The organism is Rhodococcus sp. PvR099, from assembly GCF_017833315.1.
Taxonomy (GTDB): domain Bacteria; phylum Actinomycetota; class Actinomycetes; order Mycobacteriales; family Mycobacteriaceae; genus Rhodococcus_G; species Rhodococcus_G oryzae.
Window position 1 is genome coordinate 5,132,114 of record NZ_JAFIBV010000001.1, and the last position, 18,012, is coordinate 5,150,125.

Annotated in this window: 17 protein-coding genes; 12 read left to right on the plus strand and 5 right to left on the minus strand. The window is 69.8% G+C overall.

From position 1 onward, the window contains the following. Positions 1-100 precede the first annotated feature (100 nt). On the minus strand, positions 101-472 hold the full coding sequence (locus JOE46_RS23950) for an SPW repeat protein (RefSeq protein ID WP_027500601.1): 372 nt from the start codon (positions 470-472) through the stop codon (positions 101-103). 122 nt (positions 473-594) lie between these two features. Between JOE46_RS23950 and JOE46_RS23955 the strand changes: the two genes are divergently transcribed. After that, positions 595-1,332: a DNA alkylation repair protein gene (locus JOE46_RS23955; RefSeq protein ID WP_097211000.1), complete on the plus strand. Its 738-nt coding sequence runs from the start codon at positions 595-597 to the stop codon at positions 1,330-1,332. Positions 1,333-1,383: 51 nt separating this feature from the next. Here JOE46_RS23955 and JOE46_RS23960 read toward each other — a convergent pair whose 3' ends face one another. Together JOE46_RS23960 and mftR are read right to left on the minus strand one after the other, a co-directional pair. Next, positions 1,384-2,439: a ferredoxin--NADP reductase gene (locus JOE46_RS23960; protein WP_097211001.1), complete on the minus strand. Its 1,056-nt coding sequence runs from the start codon at positions 2,437-2,439 to the stop codon at positions 1,384-1,386. A gap of 169 nt (positions 2,440-2,608) precedes the next feature. Further along, positions 2,609-3,250: a mycofactocin system transcriptional regulator gene (gene mftR / locus JOE46_RS23965; protein ID WP_097211002.1), complete on the minus strand. Its 642-nt coding sequence runs from the start codon at positions 3,248-3,250 to the stop codon at positions 2,609-2,611. 89 nt (positions 3,251-3,339) lie between these two features. Between mftR and mftA the strand changes: the two genes are divergently transcribed. Genes mftA through JOE46_RS23995 form a run of 6 tightly spaced genes read left to right on the plus strand, consistent with a single transcriptional unit; the run spans position 3,340 to position 10,116 of the window. Then, on the plus strand, positions 3,340-3,438 hold the full coding sequence (mftA, locus tag JOE46_RS23970; RefSeq protein WP_072750957.1) for a mycofactocin precursor MftA: 99 nt from the start codon (positions 3,340-3,342) through the stop codon (positions 3,436-3,438). Next, positions 3,423-3,713, plus strand: coding sequence for a mycofactocin biosynthesis chaperone MftB (gene mftB / locus JOE46_RS23975; RefSeq protein WP_097211003.1), 291 nt, complete (start codon positions 3,423-3,425; stop codon positions 3,711-3,713). Before mftA ends, mftB begins: the two co-directional genes overlap by 16 nt. A 41-nt stretch (positions 3,714-3,754) precedes the next feature. Further along, the gene (mftC, locus tag JOE46_RS23980; protein ID WP_097211004.1) at positions 3,755-4,972 is read left to right on the plus strand and encodes a mycofactocin radical SAM maturase; all 1,218 of its coding nucleotides are present in this window, start codon (positions 3,755-3,757) and stop codon (positions 4,970-4,972) included. Between the two features lie 34 nt (positions 4,973-5,006). Next, complete coding sequence (mftD, locus tag JOE46_RS23985; protein ID WP_077040772.1) at positions 5,007-6,182, plus strand: pre-mycofactocin synthase MftD; 1,176 nt, start codon at positions 5,007-5,009, stop codon at positions 6,180-6,182. 23 nt (positions 6,183-6,205) lie between these two features. Beyond that, the gene (locus JOE46_RS23990) at positions 6,206-8,167 is read left to right on the plus strand and encodes a mycofactocin system FadH/OYE family oxidoreductase 1 (protein ID WP_097211005.1); all 1,962 of its coding nucleotides are present in this window, start codon (positions 6,206-6,208) and stop codon (positions 8,165-8,167) included. Beyond that, on the plus strand, positions 8,164-10,116 hold the full coding sequence (locus tag JOE46_RS23995; protein ID WP_097211006.1) for a mycofactocin system FadH/OYE family oxidoreductase 2: 1,953 nt from the start codon (positions 8,164-8,166) through the stop codon (positions 10,114-10,116). Before JOE46_RS23990 ends, JOE46_RS23995 begins: the two co-directional genes overlap by 4 nt. Positions 10,117-10,122: 6 nt before the next feature. On the opposite strand, the gene JOE46_RS24000 is transcribed toward JOE46_RS23995, so the two are convergent. Together JOE46_RS24000 and JOE46_RS24005 are read right to left on the minus strand one after the other, a co-directional pair. Next, complete coding sequence (locus tag JOE46_RS24000) at positions 10,123-10,692, minus strand: histidine phosphatase family protein (RefSeq protein ID WP_097211007.1); 570 nt, start codon at positions 10,690-10,692, stop codon at positions 10,123-10,125. A gap of 24 nt (positions 10,693-10,716) precedes the next feature. Next, positions 10,717-11,301, minus strand: a complete 585-nt coding sequence (locus JOE46_RS24005; RefSeq protein ID WP_209928679.1) for a hypothetical protein — start codon at positions 11,299-11,301, stop codon at positions 10,717-10,719. A gap of 100 nt (positions 11,302-11,401) precedes the next feature. On the opposite strand from JOE46_RS24005, the gene mftE reads away from it, so the two are divergent. The 5 genes from mftE (at position 11,402) to adh (ending at position 18,004) form a co-directional block, all read left to right on the plus strand. Then, positions 11,402-12,088 carry a mycofactocin biosynthesis peptidyl-dipeptidase MftE gene (mftE, locus tag JOE46_RS24010; RefSeq protein ID WP_209928680.1) on the plus strand — a complete coding sequence of 229 codons (687 nt, stop codon included), beginning with the start codon at positions 11,402-11,404 and terminating at the stop codon, positions 12,086-12,088. Between the two features lie 25 nt (positions 12,089-12,113). Next, a complete protein-coding gene (gene mftF / locus JOE46_RS24015; RefSeq protein ID WP_097211010.1) occupies positions 12,114-13,511 on the plus strand; it encodes a mycofactocin biosynthesis glycosyltransferase MftF in 1,398 nt (465 codons plus the stop codon). 3 nt (positions 13,512-13,514) lie between these two features. Next, the gene (mftG, locus tag JOE46_RS24020) at positions 13,515-15,011 is read left to right on the plus strand and encodes a mycofactocin system GMC family oxidoreductase MftG (RefSeq protein ID WP_209928682.1); all 1,497 of its coding nucleotides are present in this window, start codon (positions 13,515-13,517) and stop codon (positions 15,009-15,011) included. 114 nt (positions 15,012-15,125) lie between these two features. After that, positions 15,126-16,364, plus strand: coding sequence for a transcriptional regulator (locus tag JOE46_RS24025; RefSeq protein WP_245222301.1), 1,239 nt, complete (start codon positions 15,126-15,128; stop codon positions 16,362-16,364). Between the two features lie 116 nt (positions 16,365-16,480). After that, a complete protein-coding gene (adh, locus tag JOE46_RS24030; RefSeq protein WP_027500587.1) occupies positions 16,481-18,004 on the plus strand; it encodes an aldehyde dehydrogenase in 1,524 nt (507 codons plus the stop codon). Positions 18,005-18,012: the final 8 nt, after the last annotated feature.

Genomic DNA, 18,012 nt, shown 5'->3' on the forward strand with positions numbered 1-18,012 from the left:
CATCTGACCGAGCCCGGATGTCCGACCGGCTGGAGCGAGGCCGACGGCCTTCGCTCCAGCACGGGACTGTTGTTCGATTCTGTCAGGGATCGACGGTCCGTCAGTGATGCGTCGCCAATCCGCCGCCGTGTCCGATGTGCAGCCTCGAGCCCTCCGGCATCGCGGCCATCGCCGTGAGCACCGTCAGCACTCCGCCGATCCATGAGGTCCAGGCGGCGCCTGCCATGTCGGCGAAGCCCATCACCCACGGAGAGAGGAACATCAGCACGCCGAGAACGCCCATCGCCCACGGGAGCGCCGGCATCTCTGCCGACATCATGTGCGCCAACCCCGCGACCGCCACCAGTGCACCCAGCACGATCATCGACCACATCGCGGCGTCGTTCGTGTCCATCCACAGCGGGGACAGCGCCACGACCACGCCGATCACCACGGCGGCCCAATCCTGCCACCGAGCCATTGCTGCCTTCATTTCCTGCCTCCTCGACGAGGGAACCCCGCTACCTCAGGTATAACCCTGATTGACCGGCCGATCAATAGCTGCGCGACGTCGGTTCTGATTCGCCCGGCCCCGCCGTCTGGCAAGGTCGGGGCATGGACGATGCGGCGGCGGTGACCAGGGCGTTGGCACTGGTGTCGAGCCCGGCCGATGTCGTCGAGCTGCAGCGGTTCTTCAAGACCGGCCCTGGCGAGTACGGCGAGGGTGACGTCTTCATGGGTGTTCGGGTGCCCGCCACCCGAACGGTGGCGAAGCGGTTCGCGGACCTGCCGTTGGCCGAGGTCGACGCGCTGCTCGACAGCGAGGTGCACGAGCACCGCCTGGCCGCGCTGGTCATACTGAACGGCCGGTTCACGCGGGCCTCCGGAGCGCGGACGCGCGACGAGGCCGAGCGCGAGCGGATCGCCGATTTCTATCTGGCCGCCGTGCTCCGGGGTCGGGTGAACAACTGGGACCTGGTCGACACCTCGGCGGTGACGGTGCTCGGCGGGTGGCTGTTCGACCGGCCGCGGGACCTGGTCCACGAGCTCGGCGCGGACCCCGACCTGTGGCGGCGCCGGGTGGCGCTGCTGACCACGTTCGGGTTCATCCGCCGAGGCGACGCGACCACCACACTGGAGCTGGCGCCGCGTCTGCTCGAGGACCGGCGCGACCTCACCCAGAAGGCGCTCGGCTGGATGCTGCGCGAGGTCGGCAAACAGGTGGACCGGCAGCTGCTCACGGGGTTCCTCGACGAGCACGCCGCCGCGATGGGCGCGACCGCGCTCAGCTACGCCACCGAGCACCTGGACGCGGACACCCGCGCGCGGTACAGGCGGCTACGCCGCCCGTGAGCGCTCGACGAGTGTGGGGACTCGGTAACCGCGCACGGGCGGCGAAGCCGCCTAGAACTCGATCTTGAGGTGGTCGGTGACCGGGCGGGCCTGGCAGCCGAGGATGTAGCCGGCTGCGATGTCCTCGGGGTCGAGGATCTCGCTGTTCTCCATCTCGACCTTGCCCTCGAGCACGGTGCAGGCGCAGGAGCCGCACTCGCCCTCCTGGCAGGAGTACGGCACGTCGAGACCCTTCGACAGCATGATGTCGACGAGGGTCTGCTTGCGCGGCCAGCTCATCGTGTGGGTCTCACCGTCGAGCTGCACCTCGACGGTGGCGGCGTCCGCGGCCTCCTCCTCGGTGACCTCTTCGAGCGCCACGTCCTGGAACGGGTCACCCGCGAGCGAGTTGAACACCTCGGCGTGCACGGAGTTGCGCGGGACGCCCGCCTCGGCGAGCGCCTTGTGCACCGTGTCCATGAACGGGCCGGGCCCGCACATGAAGGACTCGAAGCCGCCGAACGGCTTGGCGAGGGTGGCGAACTGGTCCGGCGTCGGCAGGCCCTGCAGGGACTCGAGCCAGTGCACGACGGTCAGGCGGGTCGGGTACTGGGCCGCGAGGCCGCGCAGCTCGTCGGCGAAGATGACCGACTTCTCGTCGCGGTTGGCGTAGACCAGAACCACCTTGCCGGTGCCCTCGGTGAGCGCGGACTTGAGGATCGAGATCACCGGGGTGATCCCGCTGCCCGCGCCCCAGAGCAGGAAGTCGTGGTCGAGCGACTTGGGGGTGAACACACCGGACGGGGGCAGCACCTCGATGGTGTCGCCTGCCTTGACGTTGTCGCACAGCCAGTTGGAGCCGTATCCGTCGATGGTCCGCTTCACGGTGACCTTCGGCTCGGAGTCGCTGAACGGCGAGCTGGCGAGGGAGTAGCAGCGGGCCACGGAACCGGTCTGATCGCTGGGAATGCGCAGGGTGAGGAACTGGCCGGGCTTGTAGTCGAACTTGCCGCGATGCTCGTCCGGGACGGTGAAGACCAGCGACCTGGCGTCGGAGGTCTCCTCGACGACCCCGGAGACGGTGAGGACAACCGACCTGGAGCTGTGCGGCATGTCAACGGTGGTCATCGCGGCGGATCCTCTCGGGGGTGAATCTGGAACGTGTTCTAGTTTTCAAATGTAGCAGGAAAACATGCAACCAGGTGGATCGTAAATTGCAGAGTGGCGATCCCGATAATCGGGATGCGGCAGCTCAGGGATGGTCGGCCGCGCCACCCGGCGGCGGCGATCGGGCTGGTCAGTCGCGTCCGGCAGCGGAGGTGCCGAGCCCGTGTGAGAGGACCTCGCTCCCCGCGCGGAGCAGATCGGGCAGCTCGAGGGAGTCGTCGGTGAGCCACTGCTCATAGGCCGAGAGGGCGATGCCGAGGACCATCCAGCCGATCGTGCGGGGCAGGTGATCGCCGGGTCGGCAGCCCATCCGGTCGGCCACGTAGTCGGCGATCACGCCGCGCCAGCCGTCGTACATCACCATCGAATACGCCTGCAGCGCCGGGGCTTGCAGGATTATCTCCATCCGCTTGCGGTGCAGCGCGGCCACGGTGGGCGAGAAGCTGTTGAACTCGAGCAGCGCCGAGGCGAGTCCCTCCGCCAGCGGGATGTCGCGGGGGAGTTCCGCGAGCTGCTCGCGCATGTTCGCCAGATGTAGGTCGAAGTCGCCCCACGGCACTGCGTTCTTGGAGGGGAAGTAGCGGAAGAAGGTGCGCCTGGCGATACCGGCTGCCTCCGCGATCTGATCGACGCTGGTCTCCTCGAAACCGTGCTCGGCGAACAGTTCGATGCCGATATTGCTGATCCGATCGCGCGTCGTCGACGGCCGACGACCTATGCGACCTGCGGGTTTGCTACCGGCCTGCGTCAATTTCCCCTCCGGACCTTTCATTGTGCACTCGATGCCATTAGTGTGGTGAGCCGAGTCACAGCGAACTGATCGCCGTGACTGACGCCAACCCTGACACAGGAGGTATGTAGATGTCTGAGCATCGCGAAAGCGTCGTTGCCGGGACCGAGCTCGTCGAGGAGGCCTTGGTCGAAGAGGTCTCGATCGACGGCATGTGCGGCGTGTACTGACCGTGGATCTCGACACCGGGTGGAAGCTTCACCCGCAGGTGGCGCTTCGCCCCGAACCTTTCGGGGCGTTGCTCTACCACTTTGGGACCAGGAAGCTCTCGTTCCTGAAGAACCGCACCATCGTCGAGATCGTGCGGGCCCTGCCCGACCATTCCGACGCCAGGACCGCCATCCGCGCGGCGGGTATCGACGAGGCGCAGGTGGACACCTACGCCCGCGCGCTCGCCACGCTGGCCGATTCGAAGATGATCGTGCCCGGCGCGTCCGCGGCCTGAGCTCGCCTGATCCGCCACCCCACTCCTCGAGGACACAGCCCATGACCTCCATGCTCGATCGCCCCGCACCCGCCCCGGTCGGCCGGCTCGTCGACCAGTTCGAACTCGGACTCGACGCGCCCATCTGCCTCACCTGGGAGCTCACCTACGCCTGCAACCTCTCCTGCGTGCACTGCCTGTCGTCGTCCGGCAGGCGCGATCCGCGCGAGCTGAGCACCGAGCAGTGCAAGTCCATCATCGACGAGCTGCAGCGGATGCAGGTGTTCTACGTGAACATCGGCGGCGGCGAGCCCACCGTCCGGTCCGATTTCTGGGAGCTCGTGGACTACGCCACCGAGCACCAGGTCGGCGTCAAGTTCTCCACGAACGGTGTGAAGATCGACAAGAAGGTCGCCGCGCGGCTGGCGGCCAGCGACTACGTCGATGTGCAGATCTCCATCGACGGCGCGACCGCGGAGGTGAACGACGCGGTTCGCGGCCCCGGCTCCTTCGCGATGGCGGTCCGTGCGCTCGAGAATCTCGCCGAGGCGGGCTTCAAGGACGCCAAGATCTCTGTCGTCGTCACCCGCCACAACGTCGGCCAGCTCGACGAGTTCAAGGCGCTCGCCGACAAGTACGGCGCGACGCTGCGGATCACCCGGCTCCGCCCGTCCGGCCGTGGCGCCGACGTCTGGGACGAGCTGCACCCGACGCAGCCGCAGCAGCGCGAGCTGTACAACTGGCTCGTCGCGAACGGCGAAGGGGTCCTGACCGGCGACTCGTTCTTCCACCTGTCCGCCTACGGCGACGCGCTCCCCGGCCTGAACCTGTGTGGCGCCGGACGGGTGGTGTGCCTGATCGACCCGGTCGGCGACGTGTACGCGTGTCCCTTCGCGATCCACGAGCAGTTCCTCGCGGGAAACATCGTGGCCGACGGTGGTTTCCAGCACGTGTGGCAGCACTCCGAGCTGTTCACCGAGCTGCGTTCCCCGCAGACCGGCGGCGCGTGCAGCAAGTGCGACCACTACGACTCCTGCCGCGGCGGCTGCATGGCGGCCAAGTTCTTCACCGGCCTGCCGATGGACGGTCCTGACCCCGAGTGCGTGCAGGGCTACGGCGAGGCCGCGCTCGCGGGCACCCGCGGCGAGATCCCCAAGTCGAGCGTCGACCACTCCCGCACCGGGAACCGTCGCACCCCGCGGGCGCCCGTCCCGCTGCAGCTGATGGTGCGCCCGCCCGCCAAGGTCTGCGACGAGAACCCGCTCGCGGGCATGAATTAACGAGACTCGTTCACTCAGTAGAAAAGGTTCAGTGATGGCCAAGAATGCCTGGTTCGAAACCGTTGCCGAGGCGCAGCGGCGGGCCAAGAAGCGGCTGCCGAAGTCGGTGTACGGCGCGTTGATCGCCGGTTCGGAGCAGGGCCTGACCCTCGACGACAACACCTCTGCCTTCGGTGAGCTCGGATTCGCCCCGCACGTCGCGGGGCTGTCGGACAAGCGTGATCTGTCGACCACCGTGATGGGACAGCCGATCTCGATGCCGGTGCTGATCTCGCCGACCGGCGTGCAGGCCGTGCACCCCGACGGCGAGGTCGCGGTCGCAAGGGCCGCCGCCGCCCGCGGCATCGCGATGGGGCTGAGCTCGTTCGCGAGCAAGTCGATCGAAGAGGTGACGGCGGCCAACCCGCAGACCTTCTTCCAGATGTACTGGGTCGGCAGCCGGGAGGTGCTGCTGCAGCGCATGGAGCGGGCGCGAGCGGCCGGGGCGACCGGGCTGATCATGACCCTGGACTGGTCGTTCTCGCACGGACGCGACTGGGGCAGCCCGGCGATCCCGGAGAAGATGGACCTCAAGGCCATGGTCCGGTTCGCGCCCGAGGCCATCACCCGGCCGAAGTGGTTGTGGGAGTTCGCGAAGACCGGCCGGGTGCCGGACCTGACCACCCCCAACCTCGCCGCGCCCGGCGAGCAGCCCCCGACCTTCTTCGGCGCGTACGGCGAGTGGATGGGCACGCCGCTGCCGTCCTGGGAGGACGTCGCATGGCTGCGTGAGCAGTGGGGCGGTCCGTTCATGCTCAAGGGCGTCATGCGGGTCGACGACGCCAAGCGCGCGGCCGACGCGGGCGTCACCGCGATCTCGGTGTCGAACCACGGCGGCAACAACCTCGACGGCACCCCCGCGCCGATCCGGGCGCTGCCCGCGATCGCGGAGGCCGTCGGAAGTGAGATCGAGGTCCTGCTCGACGGTGGCATCCGGCGCGGCAGCGATGTCGTCAAGGCGGTCGCCCTCGGTGCCCGCGCGGTGATGATCGGTCGCGGCTACCTGTGGGGCCTGTCGGCCAACGGCCAGGCGGGTGTCGAGAACGTGCTCGACATCCTCCGCGGCGGAATCGATTCGGCGCTACTGGGTCTCGGGCACTCATCCGTGCAGGACCTGACCGCCGCGGACATCGTCATCCCGCCGGGATTCGCCCGCCCGCTCGGCCTCTGAGCCAGGTGTAGGCGTCGCAGGTCGTGACGCAGCGGTTGACCGAAGGACTCACCCTGGCCGGGCGCACCGCCCGGTCCAGGGTGCTGTTCGGGCCCCATGAGACGAACCTGGGCAGCGACCGTGCCCTGTCCGGGCGCCACGTCGCGTACTACGAGCGGCGGGCGCGCGGTGGCGCGGGCATCCTCGTCACCGAGGTCGCCTCGGTGCACGCCGACGATTGGCCGTACGAGCGGGCGCCGCTGGCCGCGGACAGCGCTCCCGGCTGGCGGGACATCGCGGCCGCGTGCCGGCCGCACGGGACGCTGGTGTTGGCCGGACTCGGCCACACCGGGCTGCAGGGCTCGAGCGCGTACTCGCAATCGGCGCTGTGGGGACCCTCGCGCGTGGCCGACGTCGTCACCCGCGAGCTGCCCATGGAGATGGAACGGGCTGAGATCGACTCGCTGATAGCGGGATTCCGGTCGGCCGCGGTCTCGGCCCGGGATGCCGGGATGGACGGGGTCGAACTCGACGCGGGACCGCGGTCACTGCTGCGGCAGTTCCATTCCGGGCTGACGAACCTGCGCGGCGACGGGTACGGCGTCGACCGGCTCAGGCTCACCCGCGAGGTGATCGAGGCGGTCCGCGGCGAGCTCGGTCCGGACCGGGTGCTGTCGCTGCGGCTGAGCTGCGATGAACTCGCGCCCTGGGCGGGGATCACCCCCGAGATCGCCGCACGGCACGCCCGCGAGTTGGCGGAATCGCTCGACCTGCTGGTGGTCGTCCGCGGCGGTCCGATGTCGGTGGAGGCATACCGGCCGGACGCGCACACGGCGCCGGTGTTCAACGTGAAACTGTGTTCGTCTGTCCGTTCGGCGGTGGCAGGCGCGGTGCCGGTCGTGCTGCAGGGCAGCGTGATCGAGGCCGGACAGGCGGAGCGCGCGCTCGCGGACGGCGTCGCCGATGTGGTGGAGATGACCCGCGCGCAGATCGCCGAACCGGACCTGGTGGTCAAGGCGCGCCGCGGCGGCGAGGCCCGGAAGCAGGCGGAGGCCCCGCCCCGGCCGTGCCTGCTCTGCAACCAGACCTGTCAGGTCCGCGACCCGCGCAATCCGATCATCACCTGCGTCGGGAATCCATCGGCCGGGCACGAGAGCGTCGACCCCGACGAGGCGTTGCCTGCCCCGGATCCGGGTGACGTCCTGGTCGTCGGTGGCGGGCCCGCGGGTCTCGAGGCCGCGCGAGTGCTGGCGTTGCGCGGCCACCGGGTCACCCTCGCCGAGCGCGGTTCCCGGCTCGGCGGCATGCTGCGGGTGGCCGCGGTGGGTGCCGGTCGCGACTCGCTCGCGACCCTGGTCGACTGGCTGGAGTCCGAATGCCGCCGGCTGGGCGTCCACGTCGAGACCGGCCGCGCGATCACGGCCGAGGAGATCGACGCGGCGAGATCTGCGGGCCGCGCGGTGATCCTGGCGACAGGAAGCGTGCCGAGCCCGTGGCCCGGTGACCGCCACGCGAGCGTCGAGATCGTGGGCCCCCAGGAGGTGCTGGCCGGAAAGCCGTTGCGGGACGGCCCGATCCTGGTGTTCGACCCGGTGGGGGACCAGGCCGCCGTCGGGGTCGCCGAATGGCTCGCCGCCCGCGGCCGCGAGGTGTCCATCGCGACACCGGACCAGGTCGTCGGCGTTCAGTTGGGCCGGACCGGTGACCTCTCCGCCGCCAATGCCCGGCTGCAGCGGGCATGCATCGCGCGCCACCTGAGCACGACCGTTCGCTCGATCGCCGCCGGCGGTGTCCTGTTGGAGAACGTCCACACCGGCGAGCGGCGGCTGCAGGCCGCCGCCACCCTGATCGACTGCACACACCGGCTTCCCGAGGAATCCCTGGTCCTGCCGTCGCCCGCATCGGTCCGGATCGGGGACTGCCTGGCACCGCGAACCGCCGCCGAAGCGATCCGCGAGGGCCGGGCGGCGGCAGTGGTGGCCTTTCGCCGGGAGACGCGGCCATGACCCACCGGCACCTGCTGACCCCGTTGGCCCTGGGGCGGCTGACCCTGCGTAACCGGGTGGTGTTCTCGGCGCATCTGACCAACAGTGCCCGCGGCGGCCTTCCCACCGAGCAGCACATCGCGTACTACGAGGCGCGCGCCAAGGGCGGCGCGGGACTGATCATCACCGAGGAACACAGCACCCACCCGTCGGACTGGCCGTACGAGAAGCTGATCCAGGGTTACCGACCCGAGGTGATCCCGCACTACCGGACGCTCACCGACACGGTGCGCGCCCACGGTTCGGTGATCCTGGCCCAGCTCAACCACAACGGCGGGCAGGGCTCCGGGATGTACTCGCGGCGGCCGGTTCTGGCGCCGAGCCCGGTGGCCGACCCGCTGTTCCGCGAGGTGCCGAAGGCGCTCGACCCGGCCGAGATCGCGGAGCTCGTCGCCGGCTTCGCAACGACCGCCGAGCACTGCAGGCGCGGCGGCTTCGACGGTGTCGAGATCCAGTGCTCACAGGCCTCGATCGTGCGGGCCTTCCTCTCGCCCGACACCAACCGGCGCACCGATCGGTACGGGGGCGCCCTGGCGAATCGTGCCCGATTCCTGCTCGAGATCGTGGCGTCGGTGCGCGCGGCGCTGGGGCCCGAGCCGGTGCTGGGCGTGCGGCTGACCGGTGAGGAGTCGATCGAGAACGGCATCCATCTCGACGAGGCGGTCGAGGTCGCCGCGATGGTGGAGGCCTGCGGGCAGGTCGACTACATCAACACCTCGATCGGCATGGCGACGCAGACCCTGCACCTGATCGAGGGCTCCATGGCGGTCCCGCGCGGATACGCCCTGTTCATCCCGAACGCGATCCGCAAGAGGGTGACGCTGCCGGTGATCGGCGTCGGCCGGTTCACGGACCCAGAGCAGGCGGATCTCGCGATCGAGGAGGGCCATTGCGACCTGATCGGGGTCGTGCGCGGGCAGATCGCAGACCCTGATTTCGCGGCCAAGGCAGCGGCAGGACGATCCGGTGAGATTCGGACCTGCCTGTCCTGCAACCAGGAGTGCATCGGCAGGGTCGGTCTGGGCCGTTGGCTCGGCTGTGTCGAGAATCCCAGGGCCGGAAGGGAATCGGTGCCGCTGCCGATGCCCCGACGGTTCGGCCTGCGGGTGTGCGTGATCGGCGGCGGACCGGCCGGGTTGCAGGCCGCGGCCACCGCCGCGCAGAGCGGTCACCGGGTGACGCTGTTCGAGCGGGACGCCCGCACCGGCGGCCAGGTCCGCGTCGCGGCGGGTGCGGCAGGCCGGGCCGAGTTCGGCGAGCTGGTCCGGAATCTCGAGGCGGAATGCGTGCGGTCCGGGGTCGAGGTCATGACCGGCGTCGACGTGGACGCGGACCTGCTCCGGGCACTGGCGCCCGACGCGGTGATCGTCGCGACCGGGGCCCGGCCGCGACGGCCGGGGTGGGCGGGCGAGTCGGCGCGGGTGGTGGACGTGCGGGACGTGCTCGAGGGCCGGGTCGAACCCGGCGGCCGGGTGCTCGTGATCGACGAGCTGGGCTTCCACCAGGCGACGTCGGTCGCCGAATCGCTGGCCGACCGTGGCTGTGTGGTGACAGTCGCGACCAACGGCATGATCGTCGGCCAGGACCTTGGCCTCACGCTGGACATGGAGGGCTGGCAGCGCAGGGCGCACCGCAAGGGCATCGCGCAGCTCACGGACCTGGTGCCGATGGCGGTCGCCGACGCGCCGGGGTCGGCGGTGAGGGTCGCGCTGCTGCATCATCCGACCGGGATCACCTCCGAGTCGGAGTTCGACTGGGTGGTGTGTGCGGTGCACCAGCAGCCCGAGGACCGACTCTGGAAGCAGTTGTCCGGGAGCGAGTTCGAGGTTCACCGGATAGGTGACGCGCTGACCCCGCGGCGCGCGGACGCGGCGGTGCGGGAGGGCCACCGGGTCGCCGTCGCGCTCTGACGCGTGTCAGATGCCGGTGGCGCGGTCGCCCGGCAGCAGGCCTTGTGGCAGCTGGCTGAACACCCAGCCTTGCGCGCCGTTCCGGGTGAGCACCCAGATCACGTCGAAGCGGTCCTCGGGCCACGGGTCGGGCGGTGTGGAATCGACCTCGCCGAGCGTATCGACGATCTCCGGGAGGTACTCGCGCTGCCAGGAGATGAGGACCGGGCCGGGGGTGCGCAGTACCCGCTCGGCGAGTGCCTTGACGTCGGAACGGCCGAAGTCGGTGTCCACCTCTAGGCCGAGCTTGTCGGCGAGCGGCGAGATCGTCTGCAGCGAGCGCTTGCTGCCGTCTTTCTTGCGCGGTGTCGAGGCGAACAGGGCCCGCGGGCGCACCAGCCCGGTGGGTGGCTCGCCGCCGTCGGGCGCGAAGAGTGCGGCGAGGGCGGTGGCGCGTTGCCAGCCGACCGGGGTGAGCGATTCGTCGCACCGGGACCCGGCGCGGTCCACGCCGAAGGGTGGCTCGTCGCCCTCGGGCCGTTCCGCATGCCGGATCAGCATGATCGTCGTCGCGCGCGTCGCCTCGTCCTCGGCCATGGCGTCATCCTGCCCTTCTGCCGGTCAGTCCGCCCGCTGGTTCCCGGTATCCGCGGCGTACTGGAGCAGGCCCCAGGAGAACTGAGCCTCGCAGGCCGCACCGTCAGGAGTGGTGAAGGCGGCGGCCGCATGGCTGGCGACTGCACCGCCGGACATGCGGTAACGAACGGGGGAGCAGGCCGCCTCCACGTCGTCGATGACCAGTAGCCACGGTCGTAGGTCCGCCACCGAGGCGATGGCGGGCGCGGTCGAGTCGGCCATCCTGGCCAACCGCTCGTCGACGACGTCCCCGCCCGGCCCGAAGGCGATCTGGAACTGCAGCCCGGGCCACAGCGGCATCGGCCAGGCCTCGACGGCCAGCTCGCCGACCACGGGCACCGTGCGCGAGCTCACCACGGCGGGCTTGCCGAGGGCGAGCCGATACCGCGCCGCGCCACCGGGGAAGCCGCCCCGCAGGCCGCGCTGCCACTGGGCGTGCGCGGTGCGCAGGTCGGTGGCGCTCTTGCCGAGGTTCTTGAGGGCGGCCCCGACCAGGGCCTGCTGATGGTCGTGCATCCGGCGGAGCAGCATGAGTTCGAAGTTGACGACGCCAAATCCTCTGAGCGGCATCCGGTCCAGCGTCACGCCATCCTCCAGCCGAGGGGTCCTGTGGGTGAGTCGATGGTAGTCGTCGGACCGTCTGCGACTCCCGTCGGAATAGCATCGGTGCATGCCACTGGACCTCGCGGGCGCGACCTGGCCCGACATCGACGCCGACGCACCCGTCCTCGCGGTGCCGGTCGGTTCGGTCGAGCAGCACGGGCCGCACCTGCCGCTGGACACCGACACCCGGATCGCGGTCGCGGTGGCGCGGTCGCTGCCCGGCATGACGGTCGCCCCCGCCATCGCCTACGGGGCCAGCGGTGAGCACGAGGGATTCGCGGGAACCGTCTCGCTGGGCGCGCCCGCGCTCGAGGCGGTGGTCGTCGAATACGGGCGTTCGGCGTGTCGCTGGTCCCCGCGCGTGTTGCTGGTGAACGGGCACGGCGGCAACGCGCCCACTCTCGCCAAGGCGGTCGCGTTGCTGCGCTACGAGGGCAGGGACGTCGCCTGGCTGCCCTGCGCGGTGCCGGGGGCCGATGCCCACGCGGGGCGCACTGAAACCTCCCTGCTGCTGCACCTTTCGCCAGGTGACGTGCGGATGGACAGGGCGCAACCGGGAATCACCGAACCGATCGGTGCGCTGATGGACGGGTTGCGGGCCGGTGGGATCGCGTCCGTCAGTGCGAACGGGGTGCTCGGCGATCCGACAGGGGCGAGTGCGGCCGAGGGTGAACGGATGTTCGAGCAGATGCTGGCGCGTTGTGTTGCGGCGGTGTTGCGATGGCAACCAGATGGCAAAGGCATGTTGCGGTGAGAGCAGATCCGAATACGATCACCTGATGCGCCAAGCTCGACTGCCCGACGGATTCGGGGTGAGAATCGATCCCAAGGTGCGCACCTTCTCGGGTGGACGGGTACTGATCGGGGGTTCCCCGACCCGGATGCTCAAGCTCGCCCCGACCGCTGCGGCGATGATCGGTGACGGATACCTGAAGGTCGTCGACACCCAGTCCGCACAGGTTGCCCGGCACCTTCTCGATTCCGGCGTGGCGAACCCCCGGCCGATGAGCTCGCCGTCGAATCACGACGTCACGGTCGTCATCCCCCTGCACAACAACATCACCGGGTTGAACCGACTGCTGCCCGCGCTGCGCGGACTCTCGGTGATCGTCGTCGACGACGGCTCCGACGATCCGGTGACGACTCCGCCGTGCTGCGACGGGCGGGCCGACGTGCGGGTTCTCCGGCACCCGACAGCGCTCGGGCCTGCTGCCGCTCGCAACACCGGAATGGCCGCCGCGACAACGGAGTACGTAGCCTTCCTGGATTCCGACGTGGTACCCCGGCTCGGCTGGCTCGAGGCGATGCTGGGCCACTTCAGTGACCCGGCGGTCGCGATGACCGCACCGCGGATCGTCGCTCTCGAGCCGGATGCGGGCTCGATCGGCCGCTACGAGCACGCTCGATCCTCCCTCGATCTGGGCCGCAAGGAGGGCGCGGTGCGGGCGGGGAGCCCGGTGTCCTACGTGCCCAGTGCGGCGATGCTGGTGCGCAGGCGCGCCCTCGAGGAGTGCGGTGGCTTCGACGCGGAGATGCATGTGGCCGAGGACGTCGACCTCTGCTGGCGGCTGCACGCGGCCGGCTGGCGGCTGCGCTACGAGCCGATCGCCAATGTCGCCCATGATCACCGCGTCTCGTTCCGGAAGTGGTTCGGCCGCAAGCTCTTCTACGGCACGGGTGCGGCTCCGCTCGCGCTCCGGCACGAGGGGCTGGTGCCGCCCGTCGCGATGTCGCCCTTGACACTGCTGGCCGTCCTGCTCGCCGCGACCTGCACCAGGCTCGGCCTCGCCGGCTCGCTGGTCGCGCAGCTCGTCACCGTCATCCGCCTGCGCCGGACGTTCCGGGAGCTCGACCAACCCACCCGGATCTCGGTCGTCCTCACCGCGCAGGGCTTCGCGGGCGGAGTCTGGCAGCTCGCATCCGCGATGTGCAGGCACTATTGGCCGGTGACGCTGCTGGCCGCCTTGGTCTCGTCCCGAGTCCGTCGCGCCCTGCTGGCGGTGGCCGTGGCCGAGGGCCTCGCGGACTGGTACACGCACCGCGAGCCCGGAGGGCTGGGGCCGGTGCGGCACACCGTGTTCAAGCGGATGGACGACATCGCCTACGGCACCGGCCTGTGGCGTGGGGCGATCGCGGAGCGCAGCCTCGCCGCGTTGAAGCCTCGGCTGCGGGGCTGACCGGTGCCGGCCCCCGATCCGGTGGCCGATGTGATCGTGGTGGGCGGCGGGTCCAGCGGGTGCGTCGTGGCGGCGCGCATGAGCGCGAACCCCGATCGTGCGGTGCTGTTGATCGAGGCGGGACCCGGTTCGAGCGATCCAGGGCCACTCGGGCTGCTGCCGGTCGGACCGCGCAGCGATGTCGCCGCGACCTATCCGGTCGAATTGCGGCCGGGCCGCAGCACGACCATCACCCGCGGCCGGGTGCTCGGCGGGTCAGGGGCGGTCAACGGCGGCTACTTCATCCGCGGCACCGAATCCGACTTTCGGAGCTGGCCGCAGACGTGGTCGTATTCCCAAGTGCTGCCGTACTTCCGGAAGCTCGAGACGGACCGGGCGGGGGACCCTCGCTGGCACGGTGACGACGGTCCGATGCCGGTGACCAGGATCGGTCGCGAGGACATGCATCCCGTCAGCTCGGCCTTCCTCGATGCCTGTGAGGCTGAGGGGTTCGGGTATGCCGCGGATCTCAACGAGCCGAACGCGGACGGTGCGGGTCCGGTGCCGCTCAACGCGGTCGCGGGGCGTCGGATCAGCACTGCGTCCGCATACCTCGAACCGAATCTCGCCAGACCGAACCTGCGGGTGCGGACCGGCGTCGTCGCCCGCCGCGTGGTGTTCGACCGCGCGCGGGCGGTGGGAGTCGAGGCCGAGATCGCGGGTGAGCGGCGCCTGCTGCGGGCCCGACAGGTGGTGCTGTGTGCGGGTGCGATCGGTACCGCCCATCTGTTGATGCACTCCGGAATAGGACCGGCACAACATCTTTCGGGACTCGGGTTAACGGTGGTCGCGGATCGGCGCGGCGTCGGACGCGACTTCGGCGACCATCCCGAGGTGACGCTCGCCTACCGCCCTCGCCTGCTCGTTCCGAGGAACGAGCACACCGCCGTCCTGGAGGCGGTGTTGGAGGCGGACGACATCGAGATCCGCCCGTACACCGCGCCCTTCGCGGAGATCATTCCCGGCGTGCTCGACGCGGAACCACGGCTCGGGGTGGCGCTGATGCGCCCGGACAGCAGGGGCGAGCTCACCCTGCGGTCGTCCGACCCTGCGGACCCGCCGGTCATCCGGTACCGGTACCTGACGTCCGCAGCCGACCGGGCGGCGATGCGGTCCGGCCTCGATCTGGCGCGGGGGTTGCTGACCTCGGCGGCGTTCGGGCGGGTGGCCGCTGCCCCGGGGGCGGGGTCGCCGATCGAGCCATTGGAGAACCTCGGCACGTCCCTGCACCTGTCCGGAACCTGCCGGATGGGGTCGGAGGCCGACCGCGACGCCGTCGTGGACGACCGCTGCCGGGTGATCGGCGTGGACGGGGTCCTGGTCGCCGACACCTCGGTGATGCCCGTGGTGACCTCGCGCGGCCCGCACGCGACCGCGGTGATGATCGCGGAACGGGTGTCCGCGCTGATCGAGGGCGGCACGAGTCCCACCCATGATGCCCAGGGAAGTGGCAGAGTGTGACCGGCGTTACAGTTGTGAGGACGTCACGGAGGAACTCGATTGACCAGAGCAACGCACGGCAACCCCTGGATTGCCGTACGGCCGGGCGATGATGTCGCGCAGCTGGCGCGGCTGATGTCGTCTGCCCACAGGTCGTTCGTCGACGGTGGACCGGGACATTCCGTCGATCCCGCGGGCGTCGGGCACGATCCGGTCCGGTCGGTGGTGCTCGATTCGTGGTTGCGCAGCCGGAACAAGGGCGTGAACCCCGATGCCGTCGGCGACGGCGTCGACCTCGACGGCATCGAACTGGAGCGGTACCGCTCCGCGCATCCGATGGCGCTGATCCGTCCCGTGGTCCGCAAGCTGTTGGTCGACGATGCCGCCGACACCGGCCTGCTCGTCGCGATCAGCGACGCCGAGGGGCGCCTGCTCTGGGTGGAGGGCGACTCGCAGGCCAAGGACCGGGCGCTCGCGATGAACTTCGTCGAGGGTGCCGATTGGAGCGAGGACCGCGTCGGCACCAATGCCCCCGGCACCGCGCTCGCGCTCGACCACTGCGTACAGATCTTCGAGGCCGAGCACTTCAGCCGCACGGTCCACGATTGGAGCTGCTCCGCGGCTCCCGTGCACGACCCGATGAGCGGGCAGATCCTCGGCGCCATCGACATCACCGGCGGACCGCGGGTTGCGGTGCCCGAGGTGCTCTCGTTGATCAGGGCCACCGTCGCCGCGGCGGAGTCCGAGCTCCGCCTGCACCTGCTGAACTCGCCCCGGCTCCTCGGCAATGCCTCACCGCGTCTCCAGGTGCTCGGATCCGAACGGCCGACCCTCGTGCGGGACGGCGACCGGACGAGCCTCTCGCAGCGGCACGCCGAGATCCTGCTGCTGCTGGCCGAACACCCAGAGGGTCTCAGTTCCGACCACCTCGCGGTGCTGCTCGACGAGTCGGAGCTGGACTCGGTGACCATCCGGGCGGAGATGTCGCGCCTGCGGAAGGTGTTCGGCGCCGCGGGCCTCGGCTCCCGTCCGTATCGGTTGTTGACCGAACTCGGCTCGGACGTGCAGGAGGTCCGTCACGCGCTCGATCGAGGTGACGCCGCGGCCGCTCTGCGGGTCTACCGCGGTCCGGTCCTGCCCGGCTCGGTCGCGCCCGGGGTCGAGGAGATCAGGGCGGACCTGCGCGGCCGCATGCGTGCGGCGCTGCTGCGGGCGGGCGACCAGGGCCTGCTCGCCAAGTGGACGAGCACGGTCGATGGCCGCGAGGACACCGGCGCGTGGGCCGCCTATCTGTCCTCGATGGACCGCCGATCGCCGATGTATGACCAGGTCAAGTCGAGGATCGAGACGCTCGACCGGCGGCTGGGAGTCTGAGTTCCATCGGACGCAACGTTGTTGCAACCCTCGCAATCCTAGTGTTCTGAATCACACCCCATGGCGACACTCGCGTCGCCGGCAGGGGAGAGACAGCACACCACGAGGAGCCTTCGATGACCGTGTACGCCCGTCCGGGTTCACCCGATTCCGTCATGTCCTTCCAGTCCCGCTACGACAACTGGATCGGTGGACAATGGGTGCCGCCCGTCAAGGGGCAGTACTTCGAGAACCCGACCCCGGTCACCGGTCAGCCGTTCTGCGAGATCGCCCGTGGCACCGCCGAGGACATCGAGCTCGCCCTCGACGCCGCGCACGCCGCCGCCCCGGCATGGGGCAAGACCTCGGTGGCCGAGCGCGCGGTCATCCTGAACAAGATCGCGGACCGGATGGAGCAGAATCTCGAGTCGATCGCGCTCGCCGAGTCCTGGGACAACGGCAAGCCGATCCGCGAGACCCTGAACGCCGACATCCCGCTCGCCATCGACCACTTCCGGTACTTCGCGGGTGCCATCCGGGCGCAGGAGGGCTCGCTCTCGGAGATCAACAGCGACACCGTCGCGTACCACTTCCACGAGCCGCTCGGTGTGGTCGGTCAGATCATCCCCTGGAACTTCCCGATCCTGATGGCCGTGTGGAAGTTGGCGCCTGCGCTGGCCGCAGGAAACGCGATCGTGCTCAAGCCCGCGGAGCAGACCCCGGCGTCGATCCTGCACCTGATCGGCATCATCGGCGACCTGCTGCCCGCAGGCGTGCTCAACATCGTCAACGGCTTCGGCACCGAGGCGGGCAAGCCGCTCGCCTCGAGCCCGCGGATCAAGAAGATCGCCTTCACCGGCGAGACCACCACCGGCCGGCTGATCATGCAATACGCGTCGCAGAACCTGATCCCGGTCACCCTGGAGCTCGGCGGCAAGAGCCCGAACATCTTCTTCTCCGACGTGCTCGCCGCCAACGACGACTACCAGGACAAGGCGCTCGAGGGCTTCACCATGTTCGCGCTCAACCAGGGCGAGGTGTGCACCTGCCCGTCCCGCGCGCTCATCCAGGGCGAGATCTTCGACGAGTTCCTCGCGATGGCGGCCGTCCGTACCAAGGCGGTGCGCCAGGGTGATCCGCTCGACACCGAGACCATGATCGGCGCGCAGGCCAGCAACGACCAGCTGGAAAAGATCCTGTCCTACATCGAGATCGGCAAGGCCGAGGGCGCCCAGCTGGTGACCGGTGGCGAGCGCGCCGAGCTCGGTGGCGACCTTTCCGGCGGCTTCTACGTGCAGCCGACGGTGTTCACCGGCAACAACAAGATGCGGATCTTCCAGGAGGAGATCTTCGGGCCGGTGGTGTCGGTGACGTCCTTCAAGGACTACGACGAAGCCATCGAGATCGCCAACGACACCCTGTACGGCCTCGGTGCCGGGGTCTGGTCCCGCGACGGTGGGGTGGCCTACCGCGCCGGCCGCGACATCCAGGCAGGGCGGGTGTGGACGAACACGTACCACCAGTACCCCGCGCACGCGGCGTTCGGCGGCTACAAGCAGTCGGGGATCGGCCGCGAGAACCACCACATGATGCTCGACCACTACCAGCAGACCAAGAACCTGCTCGTCAGCTACGCCCCGAAGGCACAGGGCTTCTTCTGACCCGCAGG

Bases quoted from the DNA above. Each gene is read 5' to 3' on its own strand.
- JOE46_RS23950 (WP_027500601.1), bottom strand. From the start codon at position 472: ATGAAGGCAGCAATGGCTCGGTGGCAGGATTGGGCCGCCGTGGTGATC.
- JOE46_RS23955 (WP_097211000.1), top strand. From the start codon at position 595: ATGGACGATGCGGCGGCGGTGACCAGGGCGTTGGCACTGGTGTCGAGC.
- JOE46_RS23960 (WP_097211001.1), bottom strand. From the start codon at position 2,439: ATGACCACCGTTGACATGCCGCACAGCTCCAGGTCGGTTGTCCTCACC.
- mftR (WP_097211002.1), bottom strand. From the start codon at position 3,250: ATGAAAGGTCCGGAGGGGAAATTGACGCAGGCCGGTAGCAAACCCGCA.
- mftA (WP_072750957.1), top strand. From the start codon at position 3,340: ATGTCTGAGCATCGCGAAAGCGTCGTTGCCGGGACCGAGCTCGTCGAG.
- mftC (WP_097211004.1), top strand. From the start codon at position 3,755: ATGACCTCCATGCTCGATCGCCCCGCACCCGCCCCGGTCGGCCGGCTC.
- mftD (WP_077040772.1), top strand. From the start codon at position 5,007: ATGGCCAAGAATGCCTGGTTCGAAACCGTTGCCGAGGCGCAGCGGCGG.
- JOE46_RS23995 (WP_097211006.1), top strand. From the start codon at position 8,164: ATGACCCACCGGCACCTGCTGACCCCGTTGGCCCTGGGGCGGCTGACC.
- JOE46_RS24000 (WP_097211007.1), bottom strand. From the start codon at position 10,692: ATGGCCGAGGACGAGGCGACGCGCGCGACGACGATCATGCTGATCCGG.
- JOE46_RS24005 (WP_209928679.1), bottom strand. From the start codon at position 11,301: ATGCCGCTCAGAGGATTTGGCGTCGTCAACTTCGAACTCATGCTGCTC.
- mftE (WP_209928680.1), top strand. From the start codon at position 11,402: ATGCCACTGGACCTCGCGGGCGCGACCTGGCCCGACATCGACGCCGAC.
- mftF (WP_097211010.1), top strand. From the start codon at position 12,114: ATGCGCCAAGCTCGACTGCCCGACGGATTCGGGGTGAGAATCGATCCC.
- JOE46_RS24025 (WP_245222301.1), top strand. From the start codon at position 15,126: ATGTCGTCTGCCCACAGGTCGTTCGTCGACGGTGGACCGGGACATTCC.
- adh (WP_027500587.1), top strand. From the start codon at position 16,481: ATGACCGTGTACGCCCGTCCGGGTTCACCCGATTCCGTCATGTCCTTC.